Raw genomic sequence first — 15463 nt, 5'->3', positions numbered from 1 at the left:
GCAAGCCGACGACGCCTCGTCGCTGCCAGCCAGAAACTGCGTCGAGCAGGGGACCTTGGGCAAGTAGGGCGGCTCAAATCCTTTGCCAGGAATGAGTTATGGCACGATGCTGAATTGAGCTAGGAACATTTACAGGTCGGATTCGCCCCTTGAGCGAGTCCAGCAAACAGAACGAAGAGGGACGCTCCATGTCGGACGTACAAGACATTCCTGTCGACGAGGCCGCCGCTAGCACCTTTAACCCAGTTCAGGATGTCGATCCGGCCGAAACGCGAGAGTGGCTCGATTCGTTGAACTACGTCCTGCAAAGCAAAGGACCGGAACGAATCAAGTATCTGCTCAACGCTCTCGAAGAGCGGGCTCGCGAGCAGGGTGTCGAATTGCCGGTCGACATGAACACCCCCTACATCAACACCATTCCGCCGAAGGCTCAGCCACGCTATCCCGGCAATCGCGAACTCGAACGCCGCATTAAGAGCATCATTCGCTGGAATGCGATGGCGATGGTCGTGCGAGCCAACAAGAACTTTGATGGCGTCGGCGGTCATATCTCGACGTTCGCCTCGAGCGCCACCTTATACGAAGTGGCTTTCAATCACTTCTTCCGCGGCCGCGGCAGCGATGGTTACAGCGGCGACCAGATTTATTTCCAAGGGCACGCTTCGCCCGGTATGTATTCGCGGGCCTTCCTGGAAGGTCGCTTGAGTGAAGAGAATCTCGACCACTTCCGCCGTGAGTTGCGCGAGACTCCTGGCCTGTCGTCGTATCCACATCCTTGGTTGATGCCCGAGTTCTGGGAATTCCCCACGGTCTCGATGGGTCTCGGCCCGATCATGGCCATCTATCAGGCCCGTTTCAATTACTATCTGCAAGACCGCGGCATTCGCCCGATGAACGGCCGCAAGGTCTGGGCATTCCTTGGCGACGGCGAATGCGACGAGCCCGAATCGCTGGGTGCCATCACGCTGGCGGGCCGCGAAAAGCTCGAGAACCTGATCTTCGTCATCAATTGCAACTTGCAACGGCTCGATGGTCCGGTGCGCGGCAACGGCAAGATCATTCAGGAACTCGAAGCGCTCTTCCGCGGTGCGGGCTGGAACGTGATTAAGGTCGTCTGGGGCGACGATTGGGACGCGCTGTTGGAAAAAGACGAAACCGGCCTGCTCGCCAAGCGCATGGCCGAAGTGGTCGACGGTCAGTATCAAAAGTACGTCGTCATGCCCGGCTCGTACATTCGCGAGCACTTCTTCGGCAAGTATCCCGAACTGCTCAAGCTGGTTGAAAACTACTCGGACGAAAAGCTGGCCAAGCTGCGGCGCGGCGGTCACGATCCCGAGAAGGTCTACGCGGCTTACAAGGCAGCCACTGAATCGAACGGCAAGCCTACGGTCATTCTAGCCAAGACGATTAAGGGCTACGGGCTGGGCGAGGCGGGCGAAGGGCGCAATGTCGCTCACAACAACAAGAAACTCAACGAAGCCGAACTGCTCGAATTCCGCACGCGATTTGGCATTCCCATTTCGGATGCCGAAGTCACCAAGACACCGTTCTATAAGCCGCCGCACGACTCGGCCGAAATGAAGTACCTGCGCGAACGCCGCGAAGCCCTCGGTGGTTCCATGCCCAGCCGGCCGAAGGTCGCGCCCCTGATTGAAACGCCTCGCCTGTCCGATCCGGGCTTCAAGGAATTCCTCGTCGGCACTGGCGATAAGGAAGCTTCAACAACGATGGCGTTCGTCGCGCTGCTCCGCAAACTTTGCCGCGATAAGCAAATCGGCAAGTACGTGGTGCCGATCGTGCCCGATGAATCGCGCACCTTCGGCATGGAAGGTATGTTCAACGAAATCGGCATCTACTCGCACGTCGGACAGTTGTACGAGCCCGTCGATTCGGGCATTCTCGCCAAGTACAAAGAGGCGACGGACGGCCAGATTCTCGAGGAAGGAATCACCGAAGCCGGTTCGATCTCCAGCTTCTGCGCGGCCGGAACGGCGTACGCTTCGCACGGCGTGAACATGATTCCGTTCTATATCTATTACTCGATGTTCGGCTTCCAGCGCGTCGGCGACTCGATCTGGGCCGCGCAGGACATGCGAGCCAAGGGATTCCTCCTCGGTGGTACTGCTGGACGAACGACGCTCAACGGCGAAGGACTGCAGCATCAAGACGGCCATAGTTTGCTGAATGCAATCGCGTTCCCGAATGTGCGCGCTTTCGATCCAGCCTACAACTATGAAATCGCCACCATCATCCTCGACGGCATGCGACGGTTGTATCAGGATGGCGAGACCGCCATCTACTATTTGATGGTCGGCAACGAGAACTATGTTCACGCGCCCATGCCCGAAGGTTGCGAAGACGGCATCATTCGCGGCATGTACAAGTTCCGCACGAAGGAAGCTGGCGGCAAGTTGAAGGTGAACTTGTTCGGCAGCGGAGCGATCTTCCGCCACGTGCTCGCCGCACAGGATTTGCTCGCCGAGAAGTACGGCATTAGCAGCAATGTTTGGAGTGTAACCAGCTACACGCAGTTGCGGCGCGATGCCCACATGTGCGAACGCTGGAACATGCTCCACCCGGGCGAACCACGGCGGACTTCTTACGTCGAAGAACTGCTTAAGGAAGAAAAGGGAAGTCTGTTCGTCGCAGCGTCGGACTACGTTCGCGCCTTGCAAGAACAGATCGCCCAATGGGTGCCAGGCGACTACTATGCTCTCGGCACCGACGGCATGGGGCGCAGCGAAACCCGCGAAGCCCTGCGTCGTCACTTCGAGGTCGATGCCCAGTGCATCACCCTCGCCACGCTTTACAAGTTGGGGCTTCGCGGCGATCTCGATAAGAGCGTCGCCGCCCAAGCCGTGATAGACCTGGGGATCAATCCCGAAAAGATCGATCCATACTTTGCCTAGAGAGAGAAGTTGAAAAAGCGAGGAAGGGATGACGAGGGAGAAGGCCCTCATTCTCCCTCTCCTTAGTACTCCGGGGAGAGGGTTGGGGTGAGGGGTGATGCGTGATTAACGCCGCCCACGAATTCGCCCCGTTTGGCATCAACTTAACGCATACTTAGAAGCGAATTCAGACCAATGGCCATTGAAATCAAACTGCCGAACCTGGGCGAAGGTGTGGAATCGGGCGATGTTGTCGAAGTGCTGGTGAATGTTGGCGACACTATTGCCAAGGATCAGGGAATTCTCGAAATCGAAACCGGCAAAGCGACCATGCAGGTTCCCAGCGATGCCGCGGGCAAGGTCGTCAAGGTGCATGTCACCAAGGGACAAACCGTTAAGAACGGCGCCGTCCTCCTTACACTCGAAGGTGCTGCGGCTGGTGCGGCCCCCACTGCTGCCAAACCGGCCGCCCCTGCTGCCGCTCCGCCCAAGGCTGCGCCGGCTCCAGCACAGCCAGCGGCTCCTGCCGCTGCTAAGCCCGCACCTGCTCCCGTAAAACCAGCCCCAGCACCAGTGAGGCCAGCTGCAGCTGCCCCGGCGGAGGTTGCGGCACCTATTGCCACGCTCGCGCCGACGGAAGAAGCGCCGACGGAAACCGGCGATGTTGCTGCCGGCCCTGCTGTTCGCCGCTTTGCTCGCGAAGTGGGCGTAGATTTGTCGCGCGTCACAGGCACGGGCGAAGGCGGACGCATTTCGCGTGAGGACGTCCTCGCTGTTGTTCGTTCGCAAAGCCAAGGGGCGATCATCGGCGGCAAAGCCAGCCCCGATACTACGGCTCGCGATGCCTACGGCCCGATCCATACCGAAAAGATGACCAAGATCCGCAAGGTCATCGCCGCGCAGATGCACCTGTCGTGGACCACTTGCCCACGCGTTACCAACTTCGACGATGCCGATATTACTGAACTCGAAAAAATTCGCGTCAGTAGCAAAGAAGATTACGCCCGTAAAGGAATCAAACTCACGGCGCTACCATTTGTGATGAAGGCCGTGGCGATGAGTCTCAAGTCGCATCCAGCCGTGAATGCTTCGCTCGACATGGAAAACGAGCAGATTATTTACAAGAATTACGTGAACATCGGTATCGCGGTCGACACCGAGCGCGGCCTCGTGGTGCCCAGCTTGCGTGGCCCCGACCAGATGTCGATTCCGGATATCGCCCGAGCCCTCGGCACCATCAGCGACAACATGCGGGACGGCAAGATTAACCCGGCCGAGTTGAAGGGAAGCACCTTCACCATCAGCAACCTTGGGGCGATCGGCGGCACCTACAGCACGCCCATCATCAATGTGCCCGAAGTGGCGATCCTGCTCTTGGGGCGCTCGCGCAAGATGCCGGTCGTCGTCAACGACGAAGTGAAGATTCGCCTGATGATGCCGCTGAGCCTCTCGTACGATCACCGCCTGGTCGATGGCGCGACTGCGGCTCGCTTCCTCAACGACATTATCGACTATCTCAAGAGCCCCAGCCGCCTGCTGCTGGCTCCGTAGGTCAGTCACTCCGTGACTTACTTGGCAGCCGGCAAGTGCTGGGCGACAAAAGTGGCGACTGCGGCGCCCAGTTTCTCGACACCCTGTTTGTTTAGATGAACACCATCATCAACAATCTTGGCAGCTTGCTCTGCGGGCGTGCCGAGTGCTGCACGCAGATCGTTGACCGGCACATCGAGTTCCTTCATCACCCGCTGGGCAATCTCGTTGTATTGCTCGGTGCTGGCGTTGTGGAGACCGTAATCGCGCTCAGCCCGCGTTTTCGCCGCGCGATCATCGACAATCGGCGTCGTCAGCGCGAAGAATACCTTGGCCTTGGTTCCTTTGCGAATGGCCGCGACAATCGCGCGCAAGTTGGCTTCGTATTGCTCCGGAGAAACCTGAAACTTGCCAGTGCTCTTGAATTTCTTCGTGTCGTGAATGCCGCAGTTGAAATGGACGATCGCGGGCTGCTCGCGAACGGCCCACTCTTCGATGTGCTTCAGCACATTCGAGCTATCGCCCCCATTCGGCTTCGGACTAACGACGTTCGCTTTACCGGCCAACTGCTTCGCAACGACCGGCGCGTAGCTCAGGCGAATCGAGTCGCCAATGAGCACCACTTTGGGCAGAGTTTTTTCAGGTGCATCATCGGCCGCGCGAGTCATTCCAGTATCGGCCAGCACGACGAGCAAGCCGCAAATCCAAAGTCGCATGAGTGTTTTCCTCTGAAAGTGTGTCGACGCACAGCCGCGAGCGAGCGGAGTAGGACCATTCTGGCCGGGGACCGGGTCAGGAACCAGTCGGCGGCTGGATCACCCACAAACGAACCAAGAAACAGAATAGCCGGAGTGAAAACTCCGGCTCTCTTAGGAGGTCACATCCGCTGGATGTGACCTTGATCGGCGAGTCATGCCCCGACGGACAGTCCGAGGTCACATCGGGCCAACGTGACCTACCAACTTCATAACGTTACTTCTTAGTTCGCGGCAGCGGTCTTCACTTCTTCGCCGGTGGCGGGGAAAGTACGAGGGCCAAAGACCTTGAAGCGATAGAGACGCAGACCGTGGGCGGCGTGAAACAGCGCGCCGCATTCAACATCGACTGCCTTCGTCTTGCGGAAGACGGAGCAGACGCTGCCGACAGCGCGGCGGACCCAAGGTTCTTGCAGTTCTTCTTTGGTCATAGCAGCTGCCAGAAATTCCATGCAGTGACCGGCCGAACCCATCGCTTGAGCCAGGTCGGCGCTCATGCCTTGGCGTTGGAAGTAGTTCGACGACAGCGAACCATCGGGATTCTGCAGTTCCTTAGCCTTGGCAATCGTGTCTTTGATCTTCTGATCGACGTCGGCCCATACTCCCTCGAGCTTGCCGCCAGCAGCCACGTGACGATCGCGAGCCATGACGAGGCCGAACATGCGGTGAGCACCACCGCAGGGGCTTTGATCCAAGCTGTAGCCGAGTTCGATTTCGGCCAGCTTCTCGATGCTCCACTCCGAGCCGTCGGCAGCCATCCAGGTGTAACCAGGTTTGCGATAAGCGCTCAATGCCATCAACGTCCAACTGTATTCCTTCGCTGGGTTGCGATGGACGTCGCGTTCGGCCTGCAGAATCCAATCGTTGAGGGTCTGCTGCTCTCCTTCGACCATCACGGCTTCATCGAGGGGCATGCCGCAATCGCACAAATAGCCGAGCCATTGGTCGGTGTGCCCTTGGCCAGCTTTGGTTCCTTCTTCGAGCAGCGCGCGAACGCCGTACTGCTTGGTCTCTTCGTTGAGCAGGTCACCTCGGACGAGGTTCCAACCCTTCATCTTGCCGCCATTTAACACGTGCGTTAGGGCTGAGACGTCTTTGTCGCCATCGCGCACCAAAAAGTCTCGCTTGAAGGCGAGCGCGCCGTGAATCATCTGCCAGGCAGCCTGGTCCTTCAGATCGAGCCGGCGATTCTCGTAGGTATAGTCGAGCGCGTCGTCGATCTGCTTTTTGAGCTCGGCATCGGTCAGCTCAAGTTTCTTGGGTGCCCCGCTCTCATCGATCACCGGTCGATTGGTTTGCACGGTCGGGAGGTCGGGCGAGGTTTCGCAACCAGCAAATAGGAGTGCGCTGCCCAGTAACGTGCAGGCAGTTATCAAGCGGGGCAGGGGGGAGGTAAACGATGGGAGATCAAACATAGCGATAGAACTTTCTCGGTGGGGCGAGCTCGGGGTCACAAATGACAGCCGAGAAATGCCGATTCGAGGGGAATTGGGCCTACGTGCCGCGGAGCGCCTCCTTGGTATGCGAGTATACCCCTCAGTTTTGGCACGAAACAGGAATCCACGCTAGTAGTTTGGGTATTTTGGGAAGACCGTGCTGGGATTACAGCGAACAGCCATACCCAACTCATTGCCTCTGAAATCGCCGCCTCACTGAGAGCGACTCTCAATAACTCGTTTCTGCTATTGAATTTAGCGATCTTCACGCCGTCCGCAGGTTGCTGGCAACTACCCTCCCTTCTACAATCCCGCATCGCGGCAATGTTCTTGTCGCCCTCATCCGCCAGCAGCCTTGTTTGTCGAGTTTGTACGCATGTTGCCACGTAAGCCAATTTTTCCGAACATCATCGAACTGAACTTCCAGGCCGGCCAGATCATGGGCTGCAATGTCTATCTGGTCTTCGATCAAAAGGAGTGGCTGCTGATCGATATTGGCTTCGAAGAGTCGACGGAAGAAATCGTCGAGTTGATCCGCAACCTCGATTTTCCCCTCAGCCGCTGCAAGATGCTGATCGCCACGCACGCGGACGTCGACCACATTCAAGGAATGGCCAAGGCGAAGGCGCTGCTCAAGGCACCCGTTTATGCCCACCCCAAGGCGGTGAAGCCACTGGAAGAAGGAGATCGGCTTCGGACCTTCGCCCAGATCGAGCCCCAGAACATCGACATGGCGATGCCCAGTGTGAAAATCGATCATACCATCGAAGATGGCGACACAATCACGGTCGGCAAATTGAAACTCGAAGTTTGGTTGACCCCGGGTCATACCGACAGCCAACTCAGCTTTCGCATGGGGAACATCCTCTTCAGCGGCGATAACATCTATCGCGACGGCTGCGTCGGCGCGATCGACGCGCATCACGGCAGCGACATTCCCGCTTTCATCAAGTCGCTCCAACGCATCCGCAACAGCGACGTCGAATGGCTCCTCCCCAGCCACGGCCCCGTTTTTCGCAAGGACAACAAACTGATCGACGCCACCGTCAAGCGCCTGACCGGTTACCTGAGCATGGCCGACTGGGGCACCTGCGCCACGCACTGGCCGCTGATGGAAGAATACGAAGCCGAAGTCGCCGCTGGCAAAATGCCGGAGTAACTTCCGTTGGTCAGTCACTCCGTGACTGACACCTGCTCCTCAAAACCCAGTGCACCTCCGGCAACTGGCTCTGGTTCTGAATTTCCTAATCCGTTAGCGCCGCTCCAAGCAATTCGAGCGCTGCCGCAACTACCTGCTTTTGCCGCGCGAGACGCGTGGTACCGGCGGGCAGCCGAAGCTCATGCACGCTGACAGTGGTCTTCTTTGCACGTCTCTGACCCACACCAATGAAGACGAGCCCGTCGAGTTCCGGCGGGGCTTGCGGACCTAAGTGTCCGGTGACGGAGACGGATATATTCGCCTCGGGAATTATCGCCAGAACCCCGGCGGCCATCCGGCGGGCCACGATCTCGCTTACAGGTCCCGGATCAGTGAGCAGGGACGCGGGAATCTTCAGCAGGGCTTGCTTCGTTTCGTTGCGATACGTCACCACACCCCCGCAATGCCACGCGGAGATTCCCGGCACGGCCGTGAGTGCCCCAGAGACGAGACCGCCAGTGCAACTCTCGGCGAACGCCACTTTTCGCTGCTTCTCGGCCAGCAATTTGGCGACTCGCCGGGCAACCTGGGGAATGGACATAAGAATGCTCGCAATGCGGTTAGTAAGGCTTCCAAGTATCGCAGAAACCACCGTAGCTCGGTCACTCCGAGACCGCCCCTCAATTTGCGAACGATTGTTGCAGTTGCCAAGAACCCCATTCAGAGGGCGCGAGTCATGGAATGACTCGCCTACGGGGCTGCCCGGTGGTGAATTGCGGGGAGTAACGATACGATACAAAATCAGGCGCGGAATTGTGGTTTTTGATTTGAGGGTAGGTGTATGCCAGCTGACGAAATTTTGCTCGACACAGAAGAACGCATGGACAAGGCCCTGAGCGTGCTGAAGAACCACCTGGCTGGCATTCGCACCGGCCGGGCCAACCCCGGTCTGGTCGACGGACTGAAGGTCGAAGTCTACGGCTCGCTCAGCCCCATGAAGCAGCTCGCTTCGGTTGGCGCGCCGGAGCCGCAGCAGATTGTGATTCGCCCTTACGATGCGACCACGATTAAGGACATTGAAAAAGCGATCATCTCCAGCGGGCTTGGGCTCGCGCCGCAAAGCGATGGTCGCGTGATCCGTCTGAACATTCCGCCGCTCACCACCGAAACGCGCCGCAAGCTGGTCGTTCGCATCAAGGAAGTAACCGAAGAAGCCAAGGTCGCCATTCGCAACGTCCGCCGCGACGGCAATAAGGCCGCCGAGCAAGAAGAAAAAGACAAGCTCCTGAGCGAAGACGAGTGCAAAACCTTGAAGGAAGAAATTCAAGAGCTCACCAAGAAGTACGAGAACGCCGCCGGCGACATGGCGAAAACCCGCGAAGCCGAAGTGATGGATAACTGACGCAAAGAACTAACGTTCTGAGACATGGGCAGGCAAGTCTGCTGCAGCTTCAGAACGAGAATTCACTTCACGCGTGGGCAGTCGCGACTACAGGTTTCGCGCGGGCAGGTTGAGCTGAAGCTATTGGGCAAGGAGTCTCGCTTGAAATCGCTCGCAAAGGTTTTGGGTCGCGTTTCGCACGGCGATTGCGTCGAGCAGATGAATTCGCTGCCGGAGGGCTCGGTCGATCTGGCTTTCGCCGATCCGCCGTTCAACATTGGCTACGACTACGACGTTTATCACGACCAGAAAGAGCACAACGAGTATCTCGACTGGTCCGAGAAGTGGATCGCCGCAGTCCATCGCGCTCTCAAGCCGACTGGCACGTTTTGGCTGGCCATTGGCGACGAGTACGCAGCGGAACTCAAGCTGCTGAGTCAGAAAGTTGGCTTTCACACGCGGAGTTGGGTCATTTGGTATTACACGTTCGGCGTGAATTGCAAAGCCAAGTTCAGCCGGTCGCATGCGCACTTGTTCTACTTCGTGAAGGATCGCGAGAAGTTCACGTTCCGCGGCGAAGAGTTGGAGAACCGCATTCCGTCGGCCCGGCAGTTGGTCTATGCCGACACGCGAGCCAACCCGAACGGCCGCTTGCCCGACGACACCTGGGTGCTGCGGCCGCAGGATCTTGCCGGCTGCTTTTCGAGTGAAGAAGATACCTGGTACTTTCCTCGCGTCGCCGGCACATTCAAAGAACGGGCCGGATTTCACGGTTGTCAGATGCCCGAGCAACTTTTGGCGCGGATCATCCGCATCTGTTCGGAACCCGGCGAAGTGGTCCTCGATCCCTTCAGCGGCAGCGCGTCGACGCTCGTCTGTGCCAAGAAGCTCGGCCGCGAATGCCTGGGCTTCGACCTGTCGCCCGATTACGTCGAGCGCGGCAACGAGCGGCTGAAGCAAACCCAAGTCGGTGACGCACTCGTCGGCGCCGCTGAACCGACCATGAGTGCTCCTTCGACGGCAGCGGGCAAACGCGTGGCCGATAAACTGGCCGACCCCAATCGCAAGAAACGAACTCGTCAAACGAATAAGAGAACAGACACGCCGTTAATCGCGGACTAACTCGCGTCGTTTTCTGGTCTCAACACTGGTTCCTTCGTCCATGGAATTCGCTCTTTCTATCTGTCTGGGCATCGGACTCGCTGCCGCCTGCGGCTTTCGGGTTTTCGTGCCGATGCTTGGCCTAAGCCTGGCAGCCCAGGCCGATCAGTTGCAACTCGGAGCCGGCTTCGAATGGCTCGATTCGCCAGTCGCATTGGCCTGCTTTGCCGTGGCAACAGTGTTGGAAATTGGGGCGTTTTATATTCCCTGGCTCGATAACCTGCTTGATACCATCGCCACCCCCGCAGCAGTCGTCGCGGGGACGATTTTGACGGCATCCGTCGTCACCGACATGTCTCCCCTCATGCGCTGGACGGTGGCAATTATTGCCGGCGGTGGTGCCGCGGGCATGGTGCAAACGGGAACGGTGCTGCTGCGAGGAACTTCGACCGCAACCACCGGCGGCACCGGCAACTTCATCATCTCGACGTTCGAACTAATTAGCGCGCTAGTTGCAACCATCTTGGCGATTATGCTCCCGATTCTCGCTGCGGTATTGGTGGTCGCGATTGTGGGCTTCGTCTTCTATTGGCTGGCGACTCGTCAGCAGGCCAATGCGACACCAGAGAAGTGCAGCCCCACGAAGCAGCCGCTGGCGTAGAATGAGCGGCCACTTCTATCCCTGGCCGACAACCAAAGACGCACCTCATGCCTCGCCCCGTCCTTGCCGATTGGTACGACTACCCGCAGTACTACGACATGGCCTTTCTGGAAGACACCAAGCCAGAAGCTCGCTTTCTCTGCGCTGCGTTTGAGAAATACGCCAAGCACCCCGTCAAGCGAGTGCTCGAGCCTGGCTGCGGCGGCGGTAGACTCGTCGTGGCGCTTGCCGAGCGCGGTTACGAAATGCTCGGCTTCGATACCAGCCAGGCATCCCTCGCCTATTTGCGCAAGCGACTCGCGCGGAAGAACCTGCAGGCCGAAGTCTATGCCGACGACATGACGAAGTTCACGGTAAAGCAACCTGTCGATGCGGCGATCTGCACGTTCAACACCTTCCGCCATCTCACCACAGCCCAAGCAGCCCGCGATCACTTGCAAAGCATCGCGAACGCTTTGGCTCCGGGCGGCATTTATGTGCTTGGGCTCCACCTGCTCCCCCCAGATGCCGACGAAGAGAGCCTCGAACGTTGGACCGCCGTGAAGGGCAAAACAAAAGTGGTCTTCACGCTGCGGGTGCTCGATTTCAACCGCCGCGCACGAGTTGAAAAATTGCGAGCCACGATGCTGGTCCGTTCTCCCGGCAAAGAACTCCGCCTGGCGAGCGAGTTCAGCTTTCGCATCTACACCGCTGCTCAAATCCGCGCGCTCTTTGCCGAAGTTCCCGAGTTGGAACTTTGCGATGTCTACGACTTTTTGTATGACATCAACGAACCGCTCAAGCTCAGCAATGAGCTTTCCGACACGGTTTTCATTTTGAGAAAACGGGGAGCCTGAACAGTATTCATACTACTTGTTCTTCGCGGCTTCGCGTTTGCTGGCGACGGTTTCGTCGTCGATCTTGACCATCTTGAGAATGGCCCGGGCCTTGTCGACTTCGAACTTGAAGTTGCCGAGAAAGCTCATGCCTAAGAGTGGCACGGCCTTAATGGCCACTTGATCCATCACGACGCATTCGACGTTTTCGACCAGGAACTTGCCGACCCGCACGCTGGAAAGCGTTTTGCGAAAACCAGGAATCTCGCGACCATCGGCAAGTATCAGGCGAATCGGTTGATCGGTGCTGTTCGGTTCGATCCCCATTTCCTTGGCCATTTCATAGGGCAAGGCCAACGAAGTAGCTCCGGAATCGACGACCATCTCTTTGGTGTGCTTGCCGTTAATCATCACCGAGGCCCAGAGCGTGTCATCGTCGTCGCGAAGGGGAATATTCTCCGAGAGAATCTTGTCCTCGAGGAGTGCTAATTGCCGTTCGGCTACCGTGAATACCGGTGTCGGCTTCAGGGCGAGAGATTTCTTCAGGACCTCGTTCACTTTGGCGAGCGCTGCCTGGCTATTCGGATCAGCAGCGGCCTTGGCCCAAATTTGTTCGACCTTAGTGGCCGCGGTGCGAAGTTCGAGCAGTTTTTCCGTGTAAGCCTCGCGAGCGATAGCTGACTTGCCGCGGGCTGCCTTCACTTTATCGCCCGATTTTTCCTGCTGTTGGATTCCCAATTGAATTTGCCCGCCGATGGCGTTGAGCGCACCCACCAGGCGGTTGTGATTATCGATCGTCAGGTTGCCAACCGCGAACGCGGCATTCAATTCAACTTCGGTTGACTTCAATTTGGTAATCGTGGCCTTAACCTGTTCGAGTTCCATTTCCGTGAGGGCCAACTCTTTCTCGGCGGTGATGAAATTCTTGCGGACCAAAGTCACATCTTTCATCAGCTTGGCAAATTCCGCCTCATCGGGCAGAGCGATGCCAGTTACTGTTACCTTGAAGCCAGAGGCTTCGAGCGCAGCCTTCGCTTCGGCGGGCGTCAGCATGATCGCTGCCGCGCCATCTTGGGCAAGGGCAGTGTGAATGCCAATCACAATCGCGAATAGTGATAGGCCGGTAAACAAAACGGGATTTCGATACGACATAAGAGGCCCCGCCTTAAGAAACTCTGCGAACAACGGTCCTCAAATACTACCCCCGGTTCGTAGGCGACGCTAGGCGTTTTTTCACGGCGAGCAACCCCGTTGTCCCCTGCAATGTAAAGAGAATTAGTCTTATAATTTCGCTCTCACCATTCAAGCCCGACGATTGCGGCGACTGATCATTGCCAGCTGCGATTCAACTTCTGTGAAACAACTTTCCACCGCCGCTGCGCCACTTCTTAGCAACGCCGTTTTGCACTCGCCACATCCCTGGTGGGGCACGTTTTGCGGGCTCTTTTCGGCAGTGGTTTATACTGTCGCCAACGGCTTCCTCCGCGCGGTGACCGATAGCGATCCGATTTGGGTCTCAGCCATGAAGGCCCTCTCGACCGCCGCTTGCCTGGCACCGTGGCTCGTCCTCTCGCTGCGCCGCGGAGACGGTTTCCCGCCGGTTAAAATCTGGCTGATGATTGCTGCGTCGTCATTGGTCGGGCAGTTGGGCGGAAACATTTCCTTTCAATATGCCCTGGGACAAATTGGGCTGGCGCTCACTGTTCCGCTGTCACTCGGCGGCATGATCGTCGGAGCCACGGTCCTCAGCCGACTCTTCCTGCACGAGCGCGTCAGCGTGGCATCGGCAATTGCGGTGGGAATTCTGCTTATGGCAATCGCTGTGCTGTCACTCGGCGCGGAAGAAGCACGGGCGATGGTGCTGCAGAAGGTGTCGGCGAATCACTGGCAACTTACTCTGGGTGTTACGACCGCGTGCCTGAGCGGCGTGGCCTACTCTGTGTTAAACGTCGTCATTCGACACGCCGTGCAACGGGGAGCCACGTTACCCGCCACGCTCATGACCGTCTCCATGGTCGGACTCATCGCCTTGGGAATGCTTGCGCTGCGAAAAATCGGCGTGGCAGGGATGCTGCAGACCGCGCAGCTCGATCTTGTTTGGATGCTGGCTGCCGGTGTCTGCAATGCCGCCGCCTTTGTGGCGCTGACGCGCTGCCTGCAACTAACGAGCGTGGTGTATGCCAATGTACTCAATGCAGCCCAAGCAGCACTGGCGGCTTTAGCTGGCGTCCTGGTGTTTAACGAGCCCGCTTCCGTGGCCCTCACTGCCGGCGTAGGGCTGACCATTCTCGGCCTCACCGTACTCACCCGCGGCAAGCGCTGAGTGGGTGACAAGGCTGCGAATCGCATCGTTCCCAACCTTACCCCTTCTTTCTCCGGGGCCGCCGTTTCGGGGCGGCAGCTTTCACTTAGATTAACCTCAACCGCTGCCACCCCTCTTTCTGGCTAGCACGATTGTGCGGGCAGAACCGATGAAACGGGCTGTGTGGAGTCAAACCCTTCCAAAGATCGCTAGATTACTTAGTCGCTAAAAAACACCCAAACTGCTTGAATTACGAGCTACGCTTGACTATCCTCCGAGGTGAAATCTCGGAAATCCTCTCGCGTCTTACAAACTTTTGTTCTGCAGTTACGAGGTTATTATGTTGAAGTCTTGGAAGGCCTTACGGACTGTTGCTATCGCTGCTGTCTCGTGCGTCGCAGTCGTCGGCGAAGCAACGGACGCCATGGCTGGTTGGCGCTGGCACCACTCGAGTGGTGGTAGCTCGGGTTCGTCGGGTGGCAGCAGCGGAAGCTGGGGCAGCTCGGGTGGTTCGAGTGGCAGCTGGGGTTCATCGGGCGGTTCCAGCGGTAGCTGGGGTTCTTCGGGTGGATCGAGCGGCGGTTCTTCAGGCGGTAGCTCGGGTGGCAAGCATTGGCGTCGCCACAACCATAGCAGTGGTGGTTCTAGCGGCAGCTGGGGCTCTTCGGGCGGTTCGTCCGGTGGCTCGAGCGGTAGCTGGGGTTCGTCGGGTGGATCGAGTGGCGGCAGCAGTGGTGGTTCGTCGGGGGGTAGCTCGGGTGGCGGCTCGTACTCGCCAGTTGAAGTTTATGAAGCTCCAGGCGTTGAAGGTGCCGTTCCCATGGCACCAGCTCCAGCCGCTCCTGCTCAAACCATGTCTCGCCGGGCTGAAGGTCTGCTGACCGTTCAAGTTCCGGAAGATGCCAAGATCTATGTCAACGGCCAAGCCACCAGCAGCACGGGCGACGTCCGCCAGTATGTGTCGCGCGATCTGAAGGATGGCTTCGCTTACACCTATGAAGTGCGGGCCGAAGTCGTTCGCGATGGCAAGACCATCGAAGAAACCAAGACCATCGACCTCCGCGCCGGTGCCAACAACTCGCTGGCTTTCAACTTCGATTCGAAGTCGGTTGAAACCTCGCTGACCGTTCGCGTTCCTGCCGATGCCAAGGTTTACCTGGCTGGCAATGCCACGACCGCCGCTGGCGAAGTTCGCGTCTTCAAGACCACTGGCCTGAGCAACGGCAAGGGCTGGAACGACTACACCGTTCGCGTTGAATTCGAACGCGATGGTCAACTCGTCACTCGCGAAGAGAAGATCACCCTCGCTGCTGGCGACTCGAAGGAATTGACCTTCGACGTCGAAACCCCGAAGGTTGCTTCGACTCGCTAGTCTGAAGTGCTCGTCACGCTCCGTCGTGACGAGAAACCTCACACCGATGTGAGGATCGCAAGAAAATAAGAAACCCTCGTGCTG

General features: G+C 58.0%; 13 protein-coding genes. 9 read left to right on the top strand and 4 right to left on the bottom strand.

Annotated elements, in window-relative coordinates:
* The first annotated feature begins 188 nt into the window (after positions 1–188).
* Complete coding sequence (gene aceE / locus ETAA8_RS12560; protein ID WP_145088428.1) at positions 189–2909, top strand: pyruvate dehydrogenase (acetyl-transferring), homodimeric type; 2721 nt, start codon at positions 189–191, stop codon at positions 2907–2909.
* Positions 2910–3083: 174 nt separating this feature from the next.
* Positions 3084–4439, top strand: a complete 1356-nt coding sequence (locus tag ETAA8_RS12555) for a 2-oxo acid dehydrogenase subunit E2 (protein ID WP_145088426.1) — start codon at positions 3084–3086, stop codon at positions 4437–4439.
* A 17-nt stretch (positions 4440–4456) separates the two neighbouring features.
* Here ETAA8_RS12555 and ETAA8_RS12550 read toward each other — a convergent pair whose 3' ends face one another.
* Complete coding sequence (locus tag ETAA8_RS12550) at positions 4457–5134, bottom strand: SGNH/GDSL hydrolase family protein (RefSeq protein WP_202921790.1); 678 nt, start codon at positions 5132–5134, stop codon at positions 4457–4459.
* 263 nt (positions 5135–5397) lie between these two features.
* Entirely contained in the window at positions 5398–6474 is a 1077-nt protein-coding gene (locus tag ETAA8_RS12545) for an ADP-ribosylation factor-directed GTPase activating protein isoform b (RefSeq protein WP_145088424.1), read from the bottom strand.
* 511 nt (positions 6475–6985) lie between these two features.
* Here ETAA8_RS12545 and ETAA8_RS12540 point away from each other — a divergent pair.
* Positions 6986–7768, top strand: a complete 783-nt coding sequence (locus ETAA8_RS12540; RefSeq protein ID WP_145088422.1) for an MBL fold metallo-hydrolase — start codon at positions 6986–6988, stop codon at positions 7766–7768.
* 85 nt (positions 7769–7853) lie between these two features.
* Here the strand turns inward: ETAA8_RS12540 and ETAA8_RS12535 are convergent, their stop codons facing one another.
* Positions 7854–8348, bottom strand: coding sequence for a CinA family protein (locus ETAA8_RS12535; protein ID WP_145088420.1), 495 nt, complete (start codon positions 8346–8348; stop codon positions 7854–7856).
* A 240-nt stretch (positions 8349–8588) separates the two neighbouring features.
* Here ETAA8_RS12535 and frr point away from each other — a divergent pair, with 240 nt between their 5' ends.
* The 4 genes from frr (at position 8589) to ETAA8_RS12515 (ending at position 11726) form a co-directional block, all read left to right on the top strand.
* Entirely contained in the window at positions 8589–9149 is a 561-nt protein-coding gene (gene frr, locus ETAA8_RS12530; protein ID WP_145088418.1) for a ribosome recycling factor, read from the top strand.
* A gap of 141 nt (positions 9150–9290) precedes the next feature.
* Positions 9291–10250 carry a DNA-methyltransferase gene (locus ETAA8_RS12525; protein ID WP_238397745.1) on the top strand — a complete coding sequence of 320 codons (960 nt, stop codon included), beginning with the start codon at positions 9291–9293 and terminating at the stop codon, positions 10248–10250.
* 40 nt (positions 10251–10290) lie between these two features.
* A complete protein-coding gene (locus tag ETAA8_RS12520) occupies positions 10291–10890 on the top strand; it encodes a DUF4126 domain-containing protein (RefSeq protein ID WP_145088416.1) in 600 nt (199 codons plus the stop codon).
* Positions 10891–10937: 47 nt separating this feature from the next.
* Positions 10938–11726 (top strand): class I SAM-dependent methyltransferase, encoded by a 789-nt coding sequence (locus ETAA8_RS12515; protein WP_145088414.1) that lies wholly within the window; start codon positions 10938–10940, stop codon positions 11724–11726.
* A gap of 12 nt (positions 11727–11738) precedes the next feature.
* On the opposite strand, the gene ETAA8_RS12510 is transcribed toward ETAA8_RS12515, so the two are convergent.
* Positions 11739–12857: a retropepsin-like aspartic protease family protein gene (locus tag ETAA8_RS12510; protein ID WP_145088412.1), complete on the bottom strand. Its 1119-nt coding sequence runs from the start codon at positions 12855–12857 to the stop codon at positions 11739–11741.
* Between the two features lie 202 nt (positions 12858–13059).
* Between ETAA8_RS12510 and ETAA8_RS12505 the strand changes: the two genes are divergently transcribed.
* Both ETAA8_RS12505 and ETAA8_RS12500 read left to right on the top strand, forming a co-directional pair.
* Complete coding sequence (locus ETAA8_RS12505; protein WP_145088410.1) at positions 13060–14028, top strand: EamA family transporter; 969 nt, start codon at positions 13060–13062, stop codon at positions 14026–14028.
* Positions 14029–14347: 319 nt separating this feature from the next.
* Positions 14348–15379 (top strand): TIGR03000 domain-containing protein, encoded by a 1032-nt coding sequence (locus ETAA8_RS12500; RefSeq protein WP_145088407.1) that lies wholly within the window; start codon positions 14348–14350, stop codon positions 15377–15379.
* Positions 15380–15463 lie beyond the last annotated feature (84 nt).

It is taken from the genome of Anatilimnocola aggregata (assembly GCF_007747655.1).
In the GTDB taxonomy this organism is placed as follows: domain Bacteria; phylum Planctomycetota; class Planctomycetia; order Pirellulales; family Pirellulaceae; genus Anatilimnocola; species Anatilimnocola aggregata.
This window is presented reverse-complemented; position numbering and strand designations above follow the sequence as displayed.